We start from the raw sequence: 22,295 nt of genomic DNA, 5'->3' as shown, positions 1-22,295 counted from the left end.
TCCGTACTCCTGCCTGCCTCTTCATCAACGCCAATTAAGGCTAACGGTCGTGGGGGCCTTGCCCGTGACGGCCGCCCACTGCTGCACCGCCTGACCTTGGGCATTGCCAATGACCTTGTATTTGCCGGGAGGCAGCTGCACATACAGCAGTGGCCCGGCATCGCTGACGCTGATCACGGGCTGGCCCTGGGCAGTCTGGATATCGACGGTGGCCCCGCTCTGGAACTTGCCTTCCGGGCCGGTCGAAAGCTCTACGTGCAGGTCATAACCCGTGGTCTTGCGCAGGGCATTGGCCTCGTCCTGGCCGATACCGCCCTGCAGGTAGCGCACGCCATTCTGCTCCTGCGGTTGCAACTGCACGGCCTGCATGTCGATGGGGGCATTGAGGTCGGCGGCGGCGGCCAGGGTCCATGGCAGGGCCAGGGTGATCAGTAAGGCTGCGCCGAGCGCATAGTGATGGTTACGCATGGTACGACCCTCCTTTCGAGGATGGCTTACCTAGCATTTGATCCTCCCAGCGAAGGGGTGTTCGTGCTGATGCCTGGTCATGGAGATGAAATTCACTTCAGATAATCAGGTTATCGAGTGAAAACATCAGCTTGCGCGGCCTTCTTCAAGCAACTTCACGAACATGCTCAAACTGCGCGAGACCGTACCCCGTCGCCATACCAGCCAGGTTTTCAGATAGCGGAAGTCCTCCGACATTGGCCAGGCGCTGACGGTGCTGCACCCGGGCATATTGTCGAGCATGCTGCGTGGCAGCATGGCCAGGCCGGCACCCGCACTGACGCAGGCCAACATGCCGTGGTACGACTCCATTTCGTGGATCTTGCCCGGTACCGCCTGGTCCTGCACGAACCAGTTTTCGAAGTGATGGCGGTATGAACAGTTGGCACGGAAGGCGTAGATGCTTTCACCGTTCACGTCCTGGGCGCGGGTCACCGGTGTATGGTTGAGCGGCGCAATGACCATCATCTCTTCCTCGAACACCGGTATGCCCTCCAGCGTCGGGTGCAGCACCGGGCCGTCGACGAACGCGGCCACCAGGCGGCCAGACAGCACGCCTTCGAGCATGGTCCCGGAGGGCCCGGTGGACAGGTCAAGGTCAACCTTGGGGTAGCGTTGGTTGTAGGCGGCCAGCAGCGCCGGGATGCGCACCGCCGCCGTGCTTTCCAGCGATCCGAGGGCAAAGGTGCCCTGCGGGTCTTCACCCGCCACGGTCAGCCGCGCCTCATGGACCAGGTCGAGGATGCGCCGGGTGTATTCGAGGAAGTTCCAACCCGCAGGCGACAGGCGCAGGCGGCTCTTCTCCCGAATGAACAGTTCTACACCCAAGTCCTCCTCCAGTTGCTTGATGCGCGTGGTCAGGTTCGACGGCACCCGATGGATGTGCTGGGCGGCGGCGCTGATGCTGCCCTGCTCTGCCACGGCCTTGAAGATCTCCAGTTGCACCAGGTCCACAGGCATTCTCCAAACGTGAATGTTTCGCTCATTATTATTCAGTTTTCATTAAAGCCATAGCCCACTAGTCTGGCCTCATTGATTAACAACAACGAGAGTGTCCCGCCATGAGCGCGATCAGCAGCCTGACCCACGCCATCTCCCTCGACCCGTACAGCGGCGAGCAGATTGGCGCCTACCCGTTCGACACCGACGCCGCACTGGAAGCGGCGCTGCAACGTGCCAAGGTTGGCTATCGCCAGTGGCGCCAGGTGTCGCTGGGTCAGCGCAGCGAGTACCTGCTGGCCCTGGCCGGCACCCTCGAAGCCAAGGCTGAAGCTTTCGCGCACATGATCAGCCGTGAAATTGGCAAGCCGATCGCCCAGGCCCGTGGTGAAGTCGCCAAATGCGTTGGCTTGTGCCGCTGGTACGCCGAGCACGGCCCGGCCATGCTCGCCGCCGAGCCAACCCAGGTCGAAAAAGCCCGTATCGAATACCGCCCGCTGGGCCCGATCCTGGCCGTGATGCCGTGGAACTTCCCGGTCTGGCAGGTGCTGCGCGGCGCCGTGCCGGCGCTTCTGGCGGGTAACACCTACGTGCTCAAGCACGCACCGAACGTAATGGGCAGCGCCTACCTGATGGGTGAGCTGTTCAAGGATGCCGGCCTGCCGGAAGGCGTGTTCGAAGTGTTGAACGTGACCCCGGATGGCGTCACCCGCGCCATCAACGATCCGCGCATCGCCGCCGTGACCCTGACCGGCAGCGTGCGTGCCGGCATGGCGATTGGTGCACAGGCCGGTGCCGCGCTGAAGAAGTGCGTGTTGGAGCTGGGTGGCTCCGATCCCTTCATCGTGCTGGCCGATGCCGACCTGGATGCTGCCGTCCAGGCCGCGGTGATAGGCCGCTACCAGAACACCGGCCAGGTGTGCGCCGCCGCCAAGCGCCTGATCGTGGAAGCCAGCATCGTCGACGCGTTCACCCACAAGTTCGTTGAAGCCACTCGCCAGTTGAAAATCGGCAACCCGCTGGAGGACGACACCTATATCGGCCCGATGGCCCGCTATGACCTGCGCGACGAGTTGGACGGCCAGGTTCAGGCGACGTTGGCCGAAGGCGCCACGTTGCTGCTGGGCGGCAACAAGGTCGAAGGCGTGGCCAACTTCTACGCGCCGACCGTGTTCGCCAATGTCACCCCGGACATGACCGCGTTCAAGCAGGAGCTGTTCGGCCCGGTAGCGGCGATCATCACTGCACGCGATGCCGACCATGCCGTGGAGCTGGCCAACGACAGCGAGTTTGGCCTGGCCTCGACCATCTACACAGCCGACTATGCGCTGGCCGAACGCATGACCGCCGCGCTGGATACCGGTGGCGTGTTCATCAACGGCTACTGCGCTTCCGACCCCCGCGTGGCGTTTGGCGGCGTGAAGAAGAGTGGTTTCGGCCGTGAGCTGTCGCACTTTGGTGTGCGTGAGTTCACCAATGCCCAGACGGTGTGGCTGGACCGTAACTGATTCATGACCCTGGGGCTGCTTTGCAGCCCCAGCTGCGTCAATCCCGAACCTGGTCCTTGACCCAGTCCAGCATCCCCCCCGGCACGATCAGTTCATGCCGCGCCCGCGAACAGGCGGTATACAACCCCGCCAGCATACGCGCCCGCTCATTGCGGTTACCCGCCACCTGTGGCGCCACCATCAGCTCCGGCGACACCATCACCCGGGCAAACTCCATGTTCTTCACATCCCGTACTCGCCCCAGAAACAGCTTCGGCGCCTTGTCCCAGCGGTAACGGCTCTTGGCCTTGGCAAAGTGCTCCGGCGTGTAGCCCTTGCGCAGCATATTGGCCACGGCGACGAACGCTTTGTCATCGCCCTTGTCCTGTTCCAGCGCCTGCCAGCTGGCATAGCGGAACAGCATCGGGTGGCGCGGTCGGGTGCCGTAGCGGTACAGCTCGATGCAGTCCTCGACGAACAGCTCAAAGTCCTTGCGAGCGCTTTTCAGCAACAAGAACGGCACCCCCTGATGCGTCAGGCGCTGGAACCAGCCAAACAGGCCCCATTCATCATCGACGATAAGCGCCGTGGGCTGTTCCGGCACCATCACCGTATCGAAGAAACTGACCCGGGTGTAGTGCTCGGCGTTGCCACTGAAGGCCGCCTGGATCGTGGCCGGGTGCGCCTGGATCAGCGGGTTGAGCACGTTGTCCATTGCCGGCCCGGCGCGCAGTGAATGGTCAATGCAGCGTTGCCGGATGAAGCTGCCATGGTGCGGGCTCAGGCCGTTGAGGTTTTGCAGTTCGTCACCCAGGGTAATGATCGACTGCGGACTGCGATCGAGTACCGCCAGCATCGGTGCCGACAGCTCGTGGGCCTCGTCGACGATGACATGGGTGTAACGGCTGTCGATCACATGCTCGGTCAGCGACAGCAGCTTGACCCGGTGGTAGTCACGCACCGGTAGCTGAATGTCCCGCGCCGACGGGCGAATCAGCTCTTGCCAGTACAGACGCGCCTTTTCCAGCAGCACCTCCTGATCCAGCGGCGAGGTGCCAGGCCCGGCCCAGGGCAAGTGGTGCAGCTGAAGCTGGGTATCGGCACTGTGGCAGAACGTGCGCACGGCGCGGATGCACAAGGCAACCACGTCACGCGCTGCGAGCGGGCCGATATCAGGGATGGCCAGCCAGCGCACCACTTGCGCTTCCTGGGGGCGCCAGGACAGCTTGGTGCGGTATGGATCGCGCAATCGCCAGCCGTTGCTGGTGAGGTCACGGTTGAGCAGCTCGTCAGCCAGTTGGCCGAAGGTCAGCGCGGTATAGGCGGCAGCGTCCTTGACCCGCGCCTGCAGCGCGCGCAACTGCCCTTCGGTCAAGGCCAGCAGCAAGGTGCGCTGTGGCTCCAGCAGCCGGGCGAACTGGTGAATCAGGAAGGTCTTGCCGGTGCCGGCGAAACCTTGCACAGCCACCGACTCGTCGACGCCACTGAGGAATTCACGCAGCAGGCGGTTCTGCTGGTCGCTGAGCATCAAGTCACTGGCCAGCGACGGCAGGTACACTGGGTGCAGCGGCGTGGCCCGTTGGCGGTAGCGGTCGGCGAACTGGAAGTTCCACTGGCCTTCGTCGTCCAGCCATTCGTCCGCCTGGTACTCCACTTCGGCCGACAGCAGTGCAATGCCATTTTCGCCCAGCATGCCCAGGCCCATGGCGAACGCTTCGCGATCGAATTGCTGCGCTACCTGGGCCTGGAAGCGCCCGGGGGCGACACCTTCGACTTCGTTTGCGATGCGCACGATTTCGGCGAAACGACGCTCCTGCGCGTCGGCCGACGCGGTGGCAGGCTGGCGTGGCAGATTTTGCACGAACAGCACGGTAGCGGCATCGACAACACTGGCGGTGGTGAAGAACTCGGTAACGGCCGCGCTGGCGAGGCGGTCGGCCTGGTCGCAGGGCAAAGGCAGGTAGAACATCGGCACCTCGGGTGAAATCAGGGCGGCACGATAGCAACTTTCGGCGTGGAATGCTGGGCTCAGTGTTGCCTGGGCTGGCTTCTTCGCGGACTTGCCCGCCCCCCAGGCTACGTGCGATTCACGTAACCATGCTGGCGCTGTGGGAGCGGGCGAGCCCGCGAAGAGGCCGGCAGCCCCGCCTCCACCTCAAACCCTGCAGCGCTTCAATGTTTCACTGGGAAACTCCTTGAACAACTGCCGGTAACTCTCTGAAAACCTTCCTAAATGCCAGAACGACCAACGCATCGCCACCTCGGCCACGGTCACGCCGCCACCGCGCAACAAATCACGCCGCGCACCGTTGAGCCGGCGCAGGCGCAGCCAGTGCGCCGGCGGCATGCCGGTAAACGCCTTGAACGCCTGCTGCAACTGGCGCAGGGAAACGCCAGCCACATCTGCCAGCTCAAGCAGGTTCAGCGTCTCTTCCGGGCAGTCGGCCGCCCATTCGCTGACCCGGTGCATGATCGCCCTTTCCTCGTCCCGCCGCCCCAAGGCCACGCCCTGTAAACGCTGGCTGGCGTTGTCGAGAATGAACAGACAGTCCTCCAGCAACTGCTCAGCCAGGGCCTGCCCTTGCGACGGGCAACCCTCCTCGCCCAGCCGGGTCAAGGTGGCGCTGAGCCAGCTGCCGAACAGCGCATTCTGGCCGCTACCCAATGGCACCATGAACAACCCTTCCAGACGCTGCGGGTCTAGCCCATGGCGGGCCAGGAACGCCTGGTCGAACACGACCGCCACTTCGTGGTAGTTCTCCGGCGTAATCCAGATATTGCGGCTTTGTTCGTTCAGCAGGTACAGGCTGTTCTCGCTGCGGTCGAAGCAAAACGCCAGCGAGCCGCTTGGCGCGCGGAAAAACTGCTCCACCCGGGTGTTCAGGCGCTCTTCGTACACCTCCACACCCTCCAGCCCCAGACAACGCAGCTCACCGCTGAAGTAGCCGGGCGACATCTGCCGGTACTGCTGCTGCCAGCCAGGGGTGGCGCGCACTTGCTCGGTGACATCAGTGGTGTGGAAAGCCTGGACCTTCAACGCATTGGCGGTTGTCACACATCGTCCTGTATGCACTCTTTTGGTGCATTCGATACTGAAGAAAGTGGATAGATTGCCCCGGGGGACTGCGACCAAGATAGTCTGCAGCGCGTCACCTGGGAAGCGTAACGCCTTCGCAACTGTTCAACGGTTTTCGCAAGCGCCCACGCTCCCCCACTAAAACCCAACCAAGAGGTCTGTATGAACGCCCCCTTCGATCAGCTGTCCACCTGGCTGAAAGAACACCGGATCACCGAAGTCGAATGCGTGATCAGCGACTTGACCGGCATCGCCCGCGGCAAGATTGCGCCCACCGCCAAGTTCCTCCATGAGCGAGGCATGCGCCTGCCAGAAAGCGTGCTGCTGCAGACGGTCACCGGCGACTACGTCGACGATGACATCTATTACAACCTGCTCGACGCCGCCGACATCGACATGGTCTGCCGCCCCGATCCCACCGCCGTTTACCAGATACCGTGGGCGATCGAGCCAACCGCGATCGTGATCCATGACACCTTCGACAAGCAAGGCAACCCTATCGAGCTTTCGCCACGCAACGTGCTGAAGAAGGTGCTCAAGCTGTACGCCGACAAGGGCTGGCAGCCGATCGTCGCGCCCGAGATGGAGTTCTACCTGACCAAGCGCTGCGAAGACCCGGATTTGCCACTGCAGGTGCCACTGGGGCGTTCCGGTCGTGCTGAAAGTGGCCGTCAGTCGTTCTCGATCGACGCCGCCAACGAATTCGACCCCCTGTTCGAAGACGTCTACGACTGGTGCGAGATCCAAGGCCTGGACCTGGATACGCTGATTCACGAAGACGGCCCGGCGCAGATGGAAATCAACTTCCGTCACGGCGACGCGCTGGACCTGGCCGACCAGATCACCGTGTTCAAGCGCACCATGCGCGAGGCCGCGCTCAAGCACAACGTGGCCGCCACGTTCATGGCCAAGCCGATCACCGATGAACCAGGCAGTGCCATGCACCTGCACCAGAGCGTGGTCGACATCGCCACTGGCAAACCGATCTTCGCCAACGAAGACGGCAGCATGAGCCCGCTGTTTCTGCATCACATCGGCGGCCTGCAGAAGTACATCCCCAAGCTGCTGCCGATGTTCGCGCCCAACGTCAACTCGTTCCGCCGCTTCCTGCCGGATACCTCGGCACCGGTGAACGTCGAGTGGGGCGAAGAAAACCGCACGGCCGGCCTGCGTGTGCCCACGTCCAGCCCTGAGGCGATGCGGGTGGAAAACCGCCTGCCGGGCGCCGATGCCAACCCTTACCTGGCCATCGCTGCCAGCCTGCTGTGCGGCTACCTGGGCATGGTCGAGCAGATCGACCCTAGCGCACCGGTGCAGGGCCGCGCCTATGAGCGGCGCAACCTGCGCCTGCCGATCACCATCGAGGATGCGCTGCAGCACATGGAAGACTGCGAAACCGTGCAGCAGTACCTGGGCAAGCAGTTCGTCCAGGGCTACGTGGCGGTCAAGCGCGCCGAGCACGAGAACTACAAGCGCGTCATCAGCTCGTGGGAGCGTGAATTCCTGATGCTGAGTGTCTGATCCACCGCGAGGGGTGCTTTGCACCCCATGCACAGGCAAGCCTGCTCTGAACTCCAAGAACAAGACCAACGAGGTGTTCCCATGCGTCATCTGCAAGCCCTGATCCCCGCTGCATTCACCCTGCTGTTCGCCACCACCACCCAGGCCGCGCCCACGGTCAGTGTGTACAACTGGACCGACTACATCGGTGACACCACCCTGGCCGACTTCCAGGCCAGCAGCGGAATCAAGGTGGTCTATGACGTGTTCGACTCCAACGAAACCCTTGAAGGCAAGCTGTTGGCCGGGCGTACGGGTTATGACGTGGTGGTACCGTCCAACCACTTCCTCGCCCGCCAGGCCCAGGCCGGCGCCTTCCTGCCGCTGGACCGCAGCAAGCTGCCGAACTGGCAGCACCTGGACCCCAAACTGCTCAAACAACTTGAACAGAACGACCCCGGCAACCAGTACGCCGTGCCTTACCTGTGGGGCACCAATGGCATCGGCTACAACGTCGACAAGGTCAAGGCGGCACTGGGTGTGGACCATATCGACTCATGGGCGGTGCTGTTCGAGCCCGAGAACCTGAAAAAGCTCAAGCGGTGCGGCGTGGCATTCATGGACTCGCCCGACGAACTGTTCCCGGCCGTGCTCAACTACCTGGGCATGGACCCGCGCAGCGAAAAACCGGGCGACTACGCCAAGGCCGAGGCCCGCCTGCTCGAGCTGCGCCCCTACATCACCTACTTCCACTCCTCCAAGTACGTCTCTGACCTTGCGAACGGTGATGTCTGCGTAGCGTTCGGCTACTCCGGCGACGTGTTCCAGGCCGCCAACCGCGCCGTAGAGGCGAAAAACGGCGTGAAGGTCGCCTACAGCATTCCCAAGGAAGGCAGCAACCTGTGGTTCGACCTACTGGCCATCCCCAAGGACGCCAACAACCCCGAGCAGGCCCTGGCGTTCATCAACTACCTGCTCGACCCCAAAGTGATCGCCAAGGTCAGCGCCACGGTCGGCTATGCCAACGCCAACCCGGACGCCAAGGCCTACATGGATGCATCGCTGGTGAACAACCCCGAGATCTACCCACCCCAGGAGGTGCTGGACAAGCTGTACATCTCCAGCACCCCGAGCCCGAAAATCATGCGCGTCATGACCCGCTCCTGGAGCAAGATCAAGTCCAACCGCTGAGTCGAGAACGCTCATGTCTTTCAATACCCAACACACCGCCTCGTACTACGCCGCCACCGCGCGCGACGCGGCACCCTACCCCAGCCTGGACAGTGAACTGACGGCCGACGTATGCGTGATCGGCGGCGGACTGACTGGGGTCAATACAGCCCTGGAGCTGGCCGAGCGCGGCCTCTCGGTGGTACTGCTGGAAGCCCGACGCATCGGCTGGGGCGCCAGTGGGCGCAATGGCGGCCAGCTGATTCGCGGTATCGGCCATGATGTCAGCGGCTTTGACCGGCATGTCGGCCAGGACGGTGTGCGCTACCTGAAGCAGGCCGGCATCGACTCAGTGGAGCTGGTGGCCGAGCGCATCGCCCGCTACGGCATTGCCTGCGATCTGCGCTGGGGCTTCTGCGAACTGGCCAACACTGCGGCGCAGTTCGCCGCCTTCAAGGAGGAACAGGACGACCTGGCCGCCTTGGGCTATCGCCATGAAACACGCCTGGTCGGTGCCGGGCAACTGAACGAGATCGTCGCCAGCGACCAGTACGCTGGCGGCCTGGTAGACATGGGGTCGGGCCACCTGCACCCACTTGACCTGGTCCAGGGCGAAGCCCGCGCGGCCCACAGCCTGGGCGTGCGCATTTTCGAGCAAAGCCCGGTGCTGCGTATTGAGCACGGGCCCAGGTTGACGCTGCACACGGCGCGCGGCAAGGTGCGCGCAAGCAGCCTGGTGCTGGGCTGCAATGCGCACCTCGATGAACTGGAACCGCGCCTGAGCGGCAAGGTACTGCCGGCCGGCAGCTATGTGGTGGCCACCGAACCCTTGCCCGAAGCGCTGGCCAGCAGCCTGATCCCGCAGAACATGGCGCTGTGCGACCAGAAGGTCGGCCTGGACTACTACCGCCTTACCGCAGACCGCCGCTTGCTGTTCGGTGGCGCCTGCCACTATTCGGGGCGCGACCCTAAAGACATCGGCGCGTACATGCGGCCGAAGGTATTGAAGGTGTTCCCGCAACTGGCCAACGTGCGTATCGACTACCAGTGGGGTGGCATGATCGGTATCACCGCCAACCGTTTCCCCCAGGTCGGGCGCCTGAACCAGCACCCCAACGTGTATTACGCCCAGGGCTATTCAGGCCACGGGCTGAACGTGACGCACTGGACGGCGAAACTGCTGGCCGAAAGCATCGCCCTCGGCCACAGCCACGGCCTGGATGTGTTCAGCGCCGTGCCGCACCTGACCTTCCCCGGCGGCAAGGCCCTGCGCTCACCCCTGCTGGCACTGGGCATGTTGTGGTACCGCTTGCGTGAGGCCCTGGGTTGAGTGGGCCACAACGTTTGCAGCGCCCCTCAGGGCGAGCCACGCACTGTGTTCTTTTCAAAGAGGATTGCCCCGTCCACTGGCCAACTGCCTCGCACCTGCTAGCGTTGTTGAGGCCGACCTCTCACGGATGCCTTTTCATCATGAAATCATTGCCTCGCATTACCCTGTTGTGCGCCGCGCTGCTTGCCGTGGCCGCCTGCTCCAGCAACCGCGTGGACCCCAAGGATTACTCCGGCTTCCTCAAAGACTACAGCCGGCTGCAAGAGGCCAAGAGCCCGTCGGGTGACCCGGTCATGCGCTGGATCGACCCCAAGGTCAATATCAATCAATACAGCCAGGTATTCGTCGAGCCAAGCCAGTTCTACCCCAAGCCGCAGCCCACAGCGGTTATCTCGCAGCAGACGCTGCAGGAAATCACCCGCTACTTCAACGAGGCCCTGCGCCGCGAAATGGGCAGCGTGATGCCGTTGGCCAAGGGGCCTGGCCCGGGCGTGATCGTGGTACGCCCGGCGATCACGGCAGTGTCCACCAGTAACGAGGGCCTCAAGCCTTACGAGGTGATCCCTATCGCGCTGATCGCGGCAGGAGTGAATACCGCCATGGGTGGACGTGACCAGGACGTGGATGTCGGTGTGGAGGCAGCGTTCCTGGACGGCGCCAGCCAGAAGGTACTGGCCCAGGTGGTCCGCAAGGGCGCGGGCCAGGAACTGGAGAACGATACCCAGAAGCTGACCTTGAATGACGTCAAGCCGGTGCTCGATGGCTGGGCCAAAGACATGCGTGCGAGCTTCCTGGCAGCCAAGCAGAAAGGCCGCTGAGTCCGTCGCAACCGGGTTCAGGAGCGGCCCATCGTGACACAAGGCCGCTCCAGTTGACCGCGTTAAAACTCAGCACTCGACAAACGCGACCGCCAAACCGCCGCGCGAGGTTTCCTTGTAATTGGCATGCATGTCCGCCCCGGTATCACGCAGGGTGCGGATCACCCGGTCGAGCGAGATGAAGTGCTCGCCATCCCCCCGCAGCGCCATCTGCACAGCATTGATCGCCTTGACCGCAGCAATCGCATTGCGCTCGATGCACGGCACCTGCACCAGGCCACCCACCGGGTCGCAGGTCAGCCCAAGGTTGTGCTCCAGGGCAATTTCGGCGGCGTTTTCAAGCTGGGGCGGCGTAGCACCCAGTACCTGCGCCAAGCCGGCAGCAGCCATCGAACAGGCTGAGCCCACCTCCCCCTGACAACCCACCTCGGCACCGGAAATCGAGGCGTTCTTTTTGCACAGGATGCCAACCGCCGCTGCGCCAAGCAGGAAGTCCACCACATCAGCATCGCAGGCACCGGGGTTGAACTTCATGTAATAGTGCAGCACCGCCGGGATAATGCCGGCTGCCCCGTTGGTGGGCGCGGTAACCATACGCCCACCGGCGGCATTCTCTTCATTGACCGCCAAGGCGAACAGGTTGACCCACTCCATGGCGCCAAGGGTCGAGCCGATCACGTTGGGCTTGCCCAACTCCTGCAGGCTGCGATGCAACCGCGCGGCGCGGCGCTTGACGTGCAAGCCGCCCGGCAGGACGCCCTCGTTGCGCAAGCCGTTCGCCACGCACTCACGCATGGCCGCCCAGATACGCAGCAAGCCTTCGCGCACCTCGGCCTCCGGGCGCCAGGCGCACTCGTTGGCCATCATCAGTTGCGCCACACTCAGGTTGTGGGCCTTGCACAAAGCCAGCAGTTGGGCACCACTGTCGAATTCATAAGGCAGCATCACGGCATTCGTGTCGCTTGCCGGCGAATCGATTTCGGCTTGCTCGACGATGAAGCCGCCACCCACCGAAAAATAGGTCTGGCTCAACAGGCTGTGCTGCCCGTCCATGGCGTCCAGGCTCATGGCGTTGGGGTGATAAGGCAGGCTCTCGTCGAGCAGCAGCATGTCACGGCCATAGTCGAAGGCCAGCGGATGGCTACCGTCGAGCATCAGGCAGTGCTCTTGCAGGACCTGGCCGATGCGCGACTCGATCGTGGACGGGTCGATACGGTCCGGCCACTGGCCCATCAAGCCTAGTAGGCACGCGCGGTCGGTGGCATGGCCAACCCCGGTAGCCGACAGCGAGCCATACAGCCGCACTTGCACGCGCGTTACCTGGGCCAGCAGCCCCTGCGCACGCAAGGCCTGGGCAAAGGTAGCCGCCGCCCGCATCGGGCCCACGGTGTGGGAACTGGACGGCCCGATACCAATTTTGAAAAGGTCGAAAACACTGATAGCCATGCTAATGCCTGCCCCTACCCTGACATGCATCCAGGGTAAGGTTGTCTGAAGAAATTGAGCGTTATTGCGATTTTGCGCGATACTGCCGCGCTGGCTCACAGATGACCAACGAAACTTCCTAAGCAAGCCTTTAGTGGTACTAAACGATGCGACGACAACTCAACGGTCAGATGTTCGTCTGGCTGCATGTATTTGCCTGCGCAGCCCGGCACTTGTCCTTCACCCGCTGTGCCGAAGAGCTGCACATCACCCCGGGCGCGGTCAGCCAGCAGATGCGCCAGCTGGAAGAGCGCCTGGGCTACCGGCTGTTCCTGCGCCGGGCGCGCGGCGTGGAGCTGAGCGCCGAGGGGCAACGCCTGGCCCAGACGGTGGCGGAAGCCTACGGCAGTATCGAAGCCGAACTGCTGCGGCTGGACGCGGGGGAAATCCGCGGCACATTGCGTGTGCGTTCGATCCCCTCGTTCCTGGCCAAATGGCTCACGCCGCGCTTACCGCGTTTTCAACAGCGCTACCCGGATATCGAACTACGCCTGGTCGCCGAAGACAGCGCCCAGGCGCTGACCCCGGGTGACTTCGACCTGGCCATCGACCTGAACGATGGTAGCTACCCAGGCATGCTCTCGACGCCGCTGCTGGACGAGCAGATCTTCCCGGTGTGCTCACCTGCCCTGCTGCGCGGGCGACCGCCGCTGCACGGCCCCGCTGACCTGGCGCACTACCCACTGCTGCACGACATCACCGCCTGGCGTGGCAGTTCGGAATATGCCGAGTGGGAGTTCTACCTGGAAGGCATCGGCGCCGCCGGCCTGGATGTACGGCGCGGGCACACCTTCAACCGCAACCACCTGACCATCGAGGCGGCGATTGCCGGTATCGGCGTGGCGATTGCACGACGCACGCTGCTCAATGACGAACTGGAGCGCGGCGCACTGATCGTGCCCTTTGGTGTACCGATCGCCAACCACAAGCGTTATGTGGTGCATTACCCGCCAGGCGGCTTGAACCAGCCAGGTGCGCGGGCGGTGCATGACTGGCTGGTGGAAGAAGCGCGGGGGTTCAGGGCGTTGCATCCGTTGAACAAGGAATAGCCACCTGGGCGCGCTTGAGCAGGAGCGCTTCGCTCAATAGGCCTGCTTACCGGTGAAGGCATTGAGCGTGCGCACCAGAATCACGAAGTCCAGCCACAACGACCAGTTGTTGATGTACTCGATGTCCGAGTCGACTCGCTGGATCATTTGCTCGATATCCTTGGTCTCCCCCCTGAACCCGCGCACCTGCGCCAAACCTGTCATGCCGGGCTTGATATTGTGGCGGGCAAAGTAGTCAACGATATCCTGCGAATACAAGGTGTCATGTTGCAAGGCATGCGGCCGCGGCCCTACCAGGGACATTTCCCCGGTCAGCACATTGAACAATTGTGGCAGTTCATCAAGGCTTGTCCGCCGGATAAAGGCGCCGACCCGTGTCAACCGTGGGTCATTCTTCTGCGCCTGCTTGACCACACCTGCTTCCGGTTGGTGAACATGCATGCTGCGAAACTTCCAGATACGGAACGATTCTCCTGTCCAGCCGGTACGTTCCTGGCGGAAGAACACCGGCCCGCGGCTGTCAATCTTGATGGCCAGCGCAACAGCCAGCAATACGGGTGATGCAAACAGCAAAATCAACGCGGCCAGCACCCGGTCCTCAAGGTTTTTCAAGAACAGGCTCATGCCCGTCAAGGGTGTCTCCGACAAGGTCAGCACCGGAATGCCGGCAATTTCCCGCACGCTGTGGTTGATCAGGCGCAACGAGAAGATATCCGGCACCCAGTTCACCGCAATGCACTTGTCGAGCAACTTGAAGTAAACGTCGTTGATGACCTCGGAGCCACCCAGTGGCGTCACCAGGTACACCGTACGAATGCCGTGTTGGGCCACCAGCTCGTCGAGGTCGCCAATATGCCCCAGCACTGGCAGGCGCTGCTTGCCCTCGGCACGCTCCAACCCCTGTCCATCGCCTTTGTCGAGCAGCACGCAGCCCAGCACCCGCTCGCCAAACCACGGGTTGTTGCTGATTTTCTGATACAGGAAGTTGGCCAGGTCACCGTTGCCGATGATCAGGGCATTGTCCAGGCGCGCATGCGCGCTAAAGCGCTTTTGCAGTTCGCGCACGGCAAAATGCAAGAATAGCTGGGCGACATAACCAATGACGAACAGTTGCACCACCAATAGCCGTGAATAGGTTTCGCTCTGTTTGGTCAGGAACGCCATGACGACCAGGAAGCAAAACGTTGCCGACCAGGCCTTGAACAGGCGGAACGCCTTGATCGACAGCCCGACGTTGGTGCGGTAGATGGCGTAATGATCATAAATGACTGCCAGTGCGCCAATCAGCAACAGCAGCATGATCACGTAATCGGATGTGATATAGCCGAACTGGTCGTAGATCAGGTACCAGGCAATACCGGTGACGGCAATACCATCGAGGCCGGCCTGAATGGCGTTACTGACACTGCTTCTTCTCTGGAGTAAGGAACGACTGCTTCTGGGTTCGAAAACCATTTCAGACCTCATCAAAATGAGCGTAGCAAGTGCCTTCCATCAAACAGCAAGTCTTGAAAACAGGTTACGCAAAGCCCGTGCAGCAGGCGCGTGGCGCCCTCAAGCGATTGATATCACTGTAGCAGCCACCCGCTGCTGGCGTACCCGGAATCACCGCTTGTGCGATCGTTGACCGATTCATAGGGCCCGCCTGGCCGAAACCGCCGCCCGCCGGTACAGCAGGGTGCGCAACAGGAATAGCGGATTGCCCACCACGTAACGCATGAACAGGCGCTTGGGTTCGCGCAGCAGGCGGTACAGCCACTCGCCCCCCAAACGCCGCAGCCATTCGGGGGCACGGCTGACCTTGCCGCCGAGGAAGTCCAGGATCGCCCCACCGCACACGATCAGGCATGGCCCGCCAGTGACTGCCAACTCCGCTGCCACCGCTTCTTGCTTGGGCATGCCCATGCCCAGCACGATCAGCTCGGGTTGCTGCTCGCGGGCCAACTGCAAATAGGTTTCAAGGCTGGCGAAACCATCGTGAACCGACACCGGCACGATGCCAAACTCGGCTTCACAGCGCCGCACGGCCTGGTCCAGGTAGGGTTGCCGGGTGCCCCAGAAGGCGACCTTGCGCCCTCGGTAAGCAGCCATGAGCCTGGGAATGAAGTCAGTGCCGTTCATGTTCAGCCCGGGTTCCAGGCCCAGGCGGCGATACAGAATCGCCATGCCGGCGCCATCGCGCAGCAGCACATCTGCGGCCGACAGTGCCTGGCTGTAGCCACCATCGCGCACCACCAGGTTCATCGCATGGGCGTTGACGAAGCCCAGCACAGTGCCCGTATCCGGCGTAGCCAGGCGGTCGAGAAGACGCTGCACAGCGGCGTCATCAGCGATCACTTCCAGCTGGTCGATCACACGCTTCCAGCGATTCTGCCACTGATCCATCAGTCGTCATCCCGTTTTGAACGCACCCATTCAACCTGGCGCTTGATCAGGAAACTCAGGTACAAGGGCATTTTCCTGGCCGCGTAAAACGGCGCGTACAACAACACCGAGAACGGTATCACTTCACGGCAGAAGCGCGCCCAGGCCAACATCACGGCGAAGGCCAGCAAGGCCAAACCGGCAAAGGCGAGCCACGCGGGCGCCGCCAGGCCGAACAGCAGGTACGCCAGCCAGGTCACCAGGTTAAGCCCGAGCAAGGTCAGTACCAGCAACGCCAGGGGCGGTACCAGCAGGTCCAGGGTCAAGGCCGCCAGGCTAGCGTTGCGCTGGGTGATTGCAGCCATCGCCCGTTTGGGTGCGTCGGCAAGCATCAAGCCCAGATGGCCATGCTCCCAGCGGGTGCGTTGGCTGTTGAGGCCTTGCTGGCTGAGCGGGAACTGGCTAGTGACCAGTGCCTCGGGGCAGAAAGCAGGCGGTTTACCCTGCTGGCAAAGGTCCAGGCCCAGCTTCACATCCTCGACCAGATGACCATTGGCCAGGTTGATCAGGCTCAGATCGTGCCAGCCGAACGCCATGCCCGCGCCCATCAGCTGGCATGGCAGGCCCAGGCGCGCCCAGCCGCGTGGCCGCACCAGGTTCTTGACCCGCCAGGCAAACTCGGCAACTTGCACCCGCAACCCGGCACCTGCCGGTGCACGCATCAGGTACAGCGACTGTACCGGGCGGGCAAGTGCGTGGCAGCGGCGCGCCAGGCAATCGATCGCCCCCTCGCCCACCTGGCAGTCGGCATCCACCACGATGACCACCTCGGGCGGCCGCTGAGCCAGATGGCGCACGCCGAAATCCAATGCGTAACCTTTGCCGCGCAACCGCGTATTGTGGCGCTCTACCACTTCGGCGCCGGCCTCACGTGCCAACTGGGCCGTGTCATCCGAACAGTTGTCCGCCACGACCAGCAAGCGGTCGCCGTCCAGCAGTTGCGGCGTAACGCTGGCCAGCATCGCGCGAATGACCAACGCCTCATCGTGGGCGGGCACCAACACCGCCACTCGCGGGCGCTCGCCAATGCCCTTGGGCCTCGACCGCGCCGGCAGGCAAGCCAGCAACACTTGCAGCACCAGCACCAACACCGGTACCAGGACGATGATCGCCAGCAGGCCCAGTAACCAACCCAATACACTTATCATGCGTATGCCTTGAAATAGCCGGCCAGCCTGGCCGCCTCGGTGTCGATGTCATGCCGTTGCACCACACGCTGGTAGGCCACCTCGCCCATGCGCTGCAGTACCTCGGCCGGTTGCGCCAGGCAATCGGCCATGGCTGTTGCCAGCTCGTCCACGGCGCCGGCAGGGAACAGCCAGCCGTTCTCGCCAGGCCGCACCAGCTCGGGGATACCCGCTACATAGGTGGTGAGCACGGGCCGACGCAAGGCCATGGCCTCCATGATGACCACGGGCAAGCCCTCAGCGAAACTGGGTAGCACCAGCGCACGGGCGGCCAGAATTTCCTCACGTACCTGCGCACTGCTGATCCAGCCAGTGATACGCACTTGCTGCTGCAAGCCGTGCCGGGCAATCAAGGCCTCGATCTGCTCGCGCATTTCACCGTCACCCGCCAGCACCAGCTCGAAGGTGATCGACCGGGCAGCGAGACAGCGCGCCGCTTCGAGCAACAGCAGCTGGCCCTTCTGTTCGCACAGGCGCCCAACACACACCAGCCGTGGCGCCGATGGCACATCGACTGGCGCCACCTCATGGAAACCACGCTCCAGTCCGCAATGCACCACCTTCACCTTGCCCCAGTGCTCGTGCGCCACCCAACGGTACAGCTGGCTTCGTCCGTACGAGCTCACCGCCGCGACAAAGGCGGCGCGCTGCACCTTCTCACCCATGTGCAAGAACTGTGGTTTGTCGAATTCTTCCGGCCCGTGCACGGTAAAGCTGTATGCCGGCCCGCCCAGAACGTTGGCCAGCATGACCACTTCAGTAGAGTTGGTGCCGAAATGCGCGTGCACATGTGTTGCCTCCCCAGCCTGCAACCATTGCAGCACCAGGCAGGCCTCGGCCAGGTAGACCAGGTGGTAGGGCCAGGCACGGTCGGCCCGCAGGCCAAGGCGCATGGCCAGCCCCAGCGCCTGGAAAAACCGCCGCGGCTGCGTACGCAGTACTTGCCACGTCGGTGCCAACAACCCCTTGAGCCCACCTTGCAATACGTAGCGGGTCTTGCCCCGTTCGGTTGCGTCCTCGGCATCCTGCACCTCGGCGTCCCACCCACGCAGGGCTATACGTTGCACCTCAACCCCCTGGCGCTCCAGCGCCAGAATTTCGCGACGGATGAAACTGTGGCTGACTTTCGGGTACTGATTGATGAAGTAAGCAATATGCATACGAATCCAGATCCAAACCCGCTTGATGACCAACCTTCCCTGGCAACCTTCACTTCAGGCTGTCGACTACGGGCGGCCTGTCTACTGCCGATGCACTCACAGCAAATGCATCCCCCTGTTTTCCTTGTAGTCCAAGGTTGTGGTTGCTGCTTGGCAATGCTGCCTGCAAGCGGGTGAAAACATCGTCAAGCAATGCCTGGCGGCGGCGGTACATCGCCCGTTTCTTGGCCGGAATGTCAGCTTCCGCCCGTTGAGCCGGCGCTAGAGGCAGGGTAAAAAAGTCCTCACGGTCAGACGCTGTGGCGCCATGTTCCTGCCAGATCACGTCGTAGTTGGCCGCCAGGTCCTGGCCCTTGTCGCTGCCAAAATAGGGATGGCGATGGTGCCGGCAGGCGTCACTGACGGCATACAGCTGTGTCACACCCAGGGTCCTGCCCAGGCATTTCAACGCTTCGAGCAACAGGCTGCGTGGCCGCAACCCTTCGAAGTCCTTGGTCAGGTCACGGTAGATAGCCAGTGAGGTTTCGCTGTCGATACCTTTGTGAATACCCTGCACCGCACCGATGAAGAGGCTGGTCTCACCTTGGCTGCAGCCCAGGGTGAAGGCCAGGGATGCCACACGCAGGTCGGCCTGGAACAGGTTCAGCACCAGCTCGCCTTCGCGCTTGAACCAGATTGGCCGGTCCAGTACCAGGCAACAGCCCGGCGAGTGGCTGGACAGGTCACACAACTTCAGGTTTTCGTCGCGCCCCAGCAACAGCAACGCCGGGAACTGCCCAGCCACCTGTTCAAAGTGCGAAGCCACCACATCCAGACGCTGTGGCGCCTCCCAGCATCGGCTGATGTAAGGCCATTGCACGACACCGATACAATCCACACCCAGGCGCTGCAAACCATGCGGGCCCAGCGCCGCCGTCATGCGCTGCATGAACCCGTTCAGCTCAGGCCACTGCCTGGCGATCTGCCGTGCCAACTTGTACTTGTTGTGCATCGCCCGCAACGAGTAACCCGGTTGCAAGATAAACACGCTTTTCACGAGGGTGCCGAGCATCATGGGTTTCTCTCACTTGTACTCGATCAAAGCCGATTTGCCAGCCGCAAGGCGGTGGCGCAGGAACTTCAGCTGGCCGAGCATTTCCGGGAATTTGCCCAACACCAGAAACACAGCCTGCAGCCAGTTCTCGCGCGTCGACTTGCCGCCGCGGCGGGCCAGGCGCACGGCCTGCAGGGGGTAGATCAATAGCAAGAGCAGGCCCCAGCCGCCCAGCAGCAGGCAGGCCAGCACGATCACCAAGGGTATGCCCAGGCCCCACAACCAGGCCCGACGTGACTCACGCAGCCAATGCCGCTCGGGTGGCTGGCCATGCAGGTAGGCGCCCTCGGCATAGGCGTGCCCAGCACGCAGGCTACGCCGCCACCACTGGCTGAAACGGGTCATGCCGGCATCGTGCAGGGTCATCTCGGCAGCCAGTCGCCAGACCTTCCAGCCGTTGGCCCGCAAACGCACGCACAGTTCAGGCTCTTCTCCGGCGATCAGGTCAGGCCGGAAGCCACCCACAGCAGCAAAGGCGTCTGCCCGCATCAGCGCATCGCCGCCACAGGCCTTGGCCTCACCGACCGGGGTATCCCACTCCAGGTCGCACAGCAAGTTGTACACCGAACGCTGCGGGAAGCGCTCACGCCGGCGACCACACACCACTGCCACGGCGGGGTGCTGCTCAAGAAAAGCCTGCGCCGTGGCCAGCCAGGTGGCATTCACCTCGCAGTCGCCATCGACGAACTGTACCAGTTGCATCGATGGCAACAGGCGCTGCAAGGCGGCAAAACCTTCATTGCGGGCGCGTGCGGCGGTGAACGGGATACTCATGTCCAGCGCCAGCACCGCCACGCCAAGGTTGGCGGCCAACTGCAGCGAACCATCGGTGGAGCCCGAGTCGACGTAGATGACCTTGTCCGCCCCGTGCGCCAGCGAAACAAGGCAGCGCTCGAGACGCTGGCCTTCATTGCGGCCGATTACCACCACCCCGATCACCGTTGCCATAGGCCTCACTCGACCGATGCCGCGGCGGCCGGTTGCCGGGCCTTGATGATGGCCGGCACCCCCACTGCCAGTGAATTGTCAGGCACATCTACCAGCACGACGGCATTGGCGCCGATGATCACGTTGTTGCCGATGCGAATACTGCCCAGCACCTTGGCCCCGGTGCCGATGTCGACGTTATTGCCGAACACCGGGGCAATCGGCTCGTCGACATTCTTCAGGCCCACCACCACGCCGTTGCGGATACGGCAGTCATCGCCGAAGCGGGCATAGCCGCTGACAACGATGCCACCAAAATGATCGATGACGAAGTTGCGCCCGATCACCACCTCGCACGGCAGTTCGATACCGGTGATGATCTGGACGAATTTGAACAGCACCTTGTAGATGAGCGAGCACAGTTTGCGCAGCAGTGCCGGGCGCAGCGTATAGCGCCAGCGGCCAAAGCGGTACACCAGCAATACCCAGAAGCCCTGGGCGCCCCAGTCCCCGCCATGGGCACGCAGGTCGGCGCGAATATTCTCGAACATGGCTCCACCTACCTTGTCGGTTGGCTGGCGTACCGGGTCTTGAACAGCAAAGACCAGGTTGCCCGGCAATGACGCCAGCAGGCCTGTATGGCGCCCCAGCCGCGTCGTTTCAACAGCGCCTTGAGTGCCAGCACCAAGTCGCCCAGCGTCACCAGCAGCATGTGCAGGGCAAGCCCCGCCACCCCGTGATGCTTGCGAAAGTACAGCAACTCGCTTTCGATCTGATAGGACGAGATCTGCCGGCTGGCAGCCTCCAGCTCCGCCACCGACTTGGAGCTTTCGCCACCGATATGCACCACCGTGGTATGCGGGTAGAACACCACTTTCCAGCCCGCTTCCTTCACCCGCTTGCAGTGGTCCACCTCCTCGTAATAAAGGAAATAGCGCGGGTCGAACAAACCCACCTTGTCGAGTACTTCGCGGCGTACCAGGTAGAAGCAGCCGGGCAACCAGTCACACTCGCGCACCGAGGCGTGGTCCCAGTTCATGTCGTCAACCATCTTCACCCCTGGGAAGAACCGCCCCAACCCGGTACGCCCAACGAACACATTGAGCGGCGTGGGGAAGTAGCGACAGCTTGGTTGCAGGTCGCCATCGCGACCCTCCAGGCGCACCCCCAGTACGCCGCACTCCGGGTGGGCATCCATGTAGTCGAGCGTTTTTTGCAGCGAGTCGGCGGCAACGAAGGCATCGGTATTGAGCAGCAAGGCGTACTTGCCCTTGAGGTGCGCCAACAACTGGTTGTTGGCCCGGCCGAACCCCACGTTCTGCTTGTTGCTCAGCAGCAGTGCCTCGGGGCACACCTGGGCCATGCGCTGCACCGAGTCATCGCGCGAGGCATTGTCGACCACCAGGTAACTGGCCAGCCGATCGCTGTCGGCCCGGCGCAGTGCATCGAACATCGGCTGCAGCAGTCCAGCGGTATTGAAGTTGACCACCATGACATCCACTGGTTTGCTAGCCATTTTAGCTGTCCCCGAAGAAATACTGGCGTCTTTGCGCCATCAGTAACGGTTCCACTTCCGGGTCGTAGGCACCGTTGCGCTGCTTCACCAGATCGATCCATGGGTAGGCTTCGCAACGTGCCTCGACCCGTTTGATCAACTGCTCGGTGGTACAAATGAACTCCGCAGGGTTGCCACCATAGACGGTGCCTGGCGGCACGTCCTTGGTCACGACCGCCCCTGCGGCCACGATGGATTCGGGCCCGATGGTCACGCGAGGCATCACGATCGCACCATGGCCGATGAAGCAATTGTCCTTGATGTCGATGAATCCGACCGAATCCAGGTGCTTGCCAAAGCGATGCTCGATCAGCAATACCACCCCGTCATGACCGATCAACGTACAGTCGGACAAGCCCACGCTGTTACCGATACGGACCAGCGACGGGTCGAGAAACTTACAGCCTGTATTGACGTAGAAATTGCTGCCGACCGAATGAAAGTTGCCCCATCGGGCCAGATAGGCCCCCCATTCGAGACCAGAAGGGTTGCAGAACCTCCTGTAAAATTTGCCCCCTCGCCCGGTTGCATGGGCGTAGTGCGCCACTGCCTTGCGTATCCATCCCTTCATACTGCCTGGCCTCGCGA

The 22,295-nt window shown here is 62.6% G+C and carries 20 protein-coding genes; 6 read left to right on the top strand and 14 right to left on the bottom strand.

The features are described from left to right. Positions 1–24 precede the first annotated feature (24 nt). Both AC3WLP_RS23345 and ptrR read right to left on the bottom strand, forming a co-directional pair. Positions 25–468: a hypothetical protein gene (locus AC3WLP_RS23345; RefSeq protein WP_014859588.1), complete on the bottom strand. Its 444-nt coding sequence runs from the start codon at positions 466–468 to the stop codon at positions 25–27. Between the two features lie 126 nt (positions 469–594). Beyond that, on the bottom strand, positions 595–1,461 hold the full coding sequence (gene ptrR / locus AC3WLP_RS23340) for a putrescine utilization regulator PtrR (RefSeq protein ID WP_004374302.1): 867 nt from the start codon (positions 1,459–1,461) through the stop codon (positions 595–597). A gap of 107 nt (positions 1,462–1,568) precedes the next feature. Here ptrR and AC3WLP_RS23335 point away from each other — a divergent pair, with 107 nt between their 5' ends. Next, positions 1,569–2,954, top strand: a complete 1,386-nt coding sequence (locus AC3WLP_RS23335) for an aldehyde dehydrogenase family protein (RefSeq protein ID WP_088513210.1) — start codon at positions 1,569–1,571, stop codon at positions 2,952–2,954. Positions 2,955–2,991: 37 nt separating this feature from the next. Here the strand turns inward: AC3WLP_RS23335 and AC3WLP_RS23330 are convergent, their stop codons facing one another. Both AC3WLP_RS23330 and AC3WLP_RS23325 read right to left on the bottom strand, forming a co-directional pair. Then, on the bottom strand, positions 2,992–4,902 hold the full coding sequence (locus AC3WLP_RS23330; protein ID WP_012052366.1) for an AAA family ATPase: 1,911 nt from the start codon (positions 4,900–4,902) through the stop codon (positions 2,992–2,994). Positions 4,903–5,088: 186 nt separating this feature from the next. Then, positions 5,089–5,988, bottom strand: coding sequence for a helix-turn-helix domain-containing protein (locus AC3WLP_RS23325; RefSeq protein WP_014756660.1), 900 nt, complete (start codon positions 5,986–5,988; stop codon positions 5,089–5,091). A 183-nt stretch (positions 5,989–6,171) separates the two neighbouring features. Here AC3WLP_RS23325 and AC3WLP_RS23320 point away from each other — a divergent pair, with 183 nt between their 5' ends. The 4 genes from AC3WLP_RS23320 (at position 6,172) to AC3WLP_RS23305 (ending at position 10,827) form a co-directional block, all read left to right on the top strand. Further along, positions 6,172–7,530 (top strand): glutamine synthetase family protein, encoded by a 1,359-nt coding sequence (locus AC3WLP_RS23320; protein WP_004374294.1) that lies wholly within the window; start codon positions 6,172–6,174, stop codon positions 7,528–7,530. 81 nt (positions 7,531–7,611) lie between these two features. Next, a complete protein-coding gene (locus AC3WLP_RS23315) occupies positions 7,612–8,700 on the top strand; it encodes a polyamine ABC transporter substrate-binding protein (protein ID WP_088513211.1) in 1,089 nt (362 codons plus the stop codon). A gap of 13 nt (positions 8,701–8,713) precedes the next feature. Beyond that, positions 8,714–10,009, top strand: a complete 1,296-nt coding sequence (locus tag AC3WLP_RS23310; RefSeq protein ID WP_088513212.1) for an NAD(P)/FAD-dependent oxidoreductase — start codon at positions 8,714–8,716, stop codon at positions 10,007–10,009. Positions 10,010–10,149: 140 nt separating this feature from the next. Then, complete coding sequence (locus AC3WLP_RS23305) at positions 10,150–10,827, top strand: DUF3313 domain-containing protein (RefSeq protein ID WP_004374288.1); 678 nt, start codon at positions 10,150–10,152, stop codon at positions 10,825–10,827. Positions 10,828–10,896: 69 nt separating this feature from the next. Here the strand turns inward: AC3WLP_RS23305 and AC3WLP_RS23300 are convergent, their stop codons facing one another. Next, the gene (locus AC3WLP_RS23300; RefSeq protein ID WP_012052370.1) at positions 10,897–12,273 is read right to left on the bottom strand and encodes an L-serine ammonia-lyase; all 1,377 of its coding nucleotides are present in this window, start codon (positions 12,271–12,273) and stop codon (positions 10,897–10,899) included. Positions 12,274–12,419: 146 nt separating this feature from the next. Here AC3WLP_RS23300 and AC3WLP_RS23295 point away from each other — a divergent pair, with 146 nt between their 5' ends. After that, complete coding sequence (locus AC3WLP_RS23295) at positions 12,420–13,361, top strand: LysR substrate-binding domain-containing protein (protein ID WP_012052371.1); 942 nt, start codon at positions 12,420–12,422, stop codon at positions 13,359–13,361. A 33-nt stretch (positions 13,362–13,394) separates the two neighbouring features. Here AC3WLP_RS23295 and AC3WLP_RS23290 read toward each other — a convergent pair whose 3' ends face one another. The 9 genes from AC3WLP_RS23290 to AC3WLP_RS23250 all read right to left on the bottom strand — a co-directional run bounded on the left by AC3WLP_RS23290 (position 13,395) and on the right by AC3WLP_RS23250 (position 22,278). Then, a complete protein-coding gene (locus AC3WLP_RS23290; RefSeq protein ID WP_088513213.1) occupies positions 13,395–14,816 on the bottom strand; it encodes an undecaprenyl-phosphate glucose phosphotransferase in 1,422 nt (473 codons plus the stop codon). 177 nt (positions 14,817–14,993) lie between these two features. Then, a complete protein-coding gene (locus tag AC3WLP_RS23285; protein WP_004374277.1) occupies positions 14,994–15,746 on the bottom strand; it encodes a WecB/TagA/CpsF family glycosyltransferase in 753 nt (250 codons plus the stop codon). After that, positions 15,746–16,933, bottom strand: coding sequence for a glycosyltransferase family 2 protein (locus AC3WLP_RS23280; protein ID WP_088513214.1), 1,188 nt, complete (start codon positions 16,931–16,933; stop codon positions 15,746–15,748). Before AC3WLP_RS23280 ends, AC3WLP_RS23285 begins: the two co-directional genes overlap by 1 nt. Next, positions 16,930–18,132: a glycosyltransferase gene (locus AC3WLP_RS23275; protein ID WP_014859595.1), complete on the bottom strand. Its 1,203-nt coding sequence runs from the start codon at positions 18,130–18,132 to the stop codon at positions 16,930–16,932. Before AC3WLP_RS23275 ends, AC3WLP_RS23280 begins: the two co-directional genes overlap by 4 nt. A 49-nt stretch (positions 18,133–18,181) precedes the next feature. After that, positions 18,182–19,186: a VirK/YbjX family protein gene (locus tag AC3WLP_RS23270; RefSeq protein ID WP_088513215.1), complete on the bottom strand. Its 1,005-nt coding sequence runs from the start codon at positions 19,184–19,186 to the stop codon at positions 18,182–18,184. Positions 19,187–19,195: 9 nt separating this feature from the next. Further along, positions 19,196–20,173: a glycosyltransferase family 2 protein gene (locus AC3WLP_RS23265; RefSeq protein WP_088513216.1), complete on the bottom strand. Its 978-nt coding sequence runs from the start codon at positions 20,171–20,173 to the stop codon at positions 19,196–19,198. A gap of 5 nt (positions 20,174–20,178) precedes the next feature. Beyond that, entirely contained in the window at positions 20,179–20,703 is a 525-nt protein-coding gene (locus tag AC3WLP_RS23260; RefSeq protein ID WP_014859598.1) for a serine O-acetyltransferase, read from the bottom strand. Between the two features lie 8 nt (positions 20,704–20,711). Further along, the gene (locus AC3WLP_RS23255) at positions 20,712–21,668 is read right to left on the bottom strand and encodes a glycosyltransferase family 2 protein (RefSeq protein ID WP_088513217.1); all 957 of its coding nucleotides are present in this window, start codon (positions 21,666–21,668) and stop codon (positions 20,712–20,714) included. Between the two features lies 1 nt (position 21,669). Next, complete coding sequence (locus AC3WLP_RS23250) at positions 21,670–22,278, bottom strand: acyltransferase (RefSeq protein ID WP_014756650.1); 609 nt, start codon at positions 22,276–22,278, stop codon at positions 21,670–21,672. Positions 22,279–22,295 lie beyond the last annotated feature (17 nt).

The organism is Pseudomonas sp. FW305-E2 (genome assembly GCF_058782925.1).
Note: the sequence above shows the minus strand (reverse complement) of the source record. Positions and strands in the feature narration are given on the sequence as shown.

Coding starts and splice junctions, on each gene's coding strand:
- AC3WLP_RS23310 (WP_088513212.1), top strand. CDS start 8,714: ATGTCTTTCAATACCCAACACACCGCCTCGTACTACGCCGCCACCGCG.
- AC3WLP_RS23300 (WP_012052370.1), bottom strand. CDS start 12,273: ATGGCTATCAGTGTTTTCGACCTTTTCAAAATTGGTATCGGGCCGTCC.
- AC3WLP_RS23265 (WP_088513216.1), bottom strand. CDS start 20,173: ATGGCAACGGTGATCGGGGTGGTGGTAATCGGCCGCAATGAAGGCCAG.
- AC3WLP_RS23305 (WP_004374288.1), top strand. CDS start 10,150: ATGAAATCATTGCCTCGCATTACCCTGTTGTGCGCCGCGCTGCTTGCC.
- AC3WLP_RS23280 (WP_088513214.1), bottom strand. CDS start 16,933: ATGATAAGTGTATTGGGTTGGTTACTGGGCCTGCTGGCGATCATCGTC.
- AC3WLP_RS23260 (WP_014859598.1), bottom strand. CDS start 20,703: ATGTTCGAGAATATTCGCGCCGACCTGCGTGCCCATGGCGGGGACTGG.
- AC3WLP_RS23290 (WP_088513213.1), bottom strand. CDS start 14,816: ATGGTTTTCGAACCCAGAAGCAGTCGTTCCTTACTCCAGAGAAGAAGC.
- AC3WLP_RS23335 (WP_088513210.1), top strand. CDS start 1,569: ATGAGCGCGATCAGCAGCCTGACCCACGCCATCTCCCTCGACCCGTAC.
- AC3WLP_RS23275 (WP_014859595.1), bottom strand. CDS start 18,132: ATGCATATTGCTTACTTCATCAATCAGTACCCGAAAGTCAGCCACAGT.
- AC3WLP_RS23285 (WP_004374277.1), bottom strand. CDS start 15,746: ATGGATCAGTGGCAGAATCGCTGGAAGCGTGTGATCGACCAGCTGGAA.
- AC3WLP_RS23330 (WP_012052366.1), bottom strand. CDS start 4,902: ATGTTCTACCTGCCTTTGCCCTGCGACCAGGCCGACCGCCTCGCCAGC.
- AC3WLP_RS23250 (WP_014756650.1), bottom strand. CDS start 22,278: ATGAAGGGATGGATACGCAAGGCAGTGGCGCACTACGCCCATGCAACC.
- AC3WLP_RS23345 (WP_014859588.1), bottom strand. CDS start 468: ATGCGTAACCATCACTATGCGCTCGGCGCAGCCTTACTGATCACCCTG.
- AC3WLP_RS23320 (WP_004374294.1), top strand. CDS start 6,172: ATGAACGCCCCCTTCGATCAGCTGTCCACCTGGCTGAAAGAACACCGG.
- AC3WLP_RS23255 (WP_088513217.1), bottom strand. CDS start 21,668: ATGGCTAGCAAACCAGTGGATGTCATGGTGGTCAACTTCAATACCGCT.
- AC3WLP_RS23315 (WP_088513211.1), top strand. CDS start 7,612: ATGCGTCATCTGCAAGCCCTGATCCCCGCTGCATTCACCCTGCTGTTC.
- AC3WLP_RS23270 (WP_088513215.1), bottom strand. CDS start 19,186: ATGATGCTCGGCACCCTCGTGAAAAGCGTGTTTATCTTGCAACCGGGT.
- AC3WLP_RS23295 (WP_012052371.1), top strand. CDS start 12,420: ATGCGACGACAACTCAACGGTCAGATGTTCGTCTGGCTGCATGTATTT.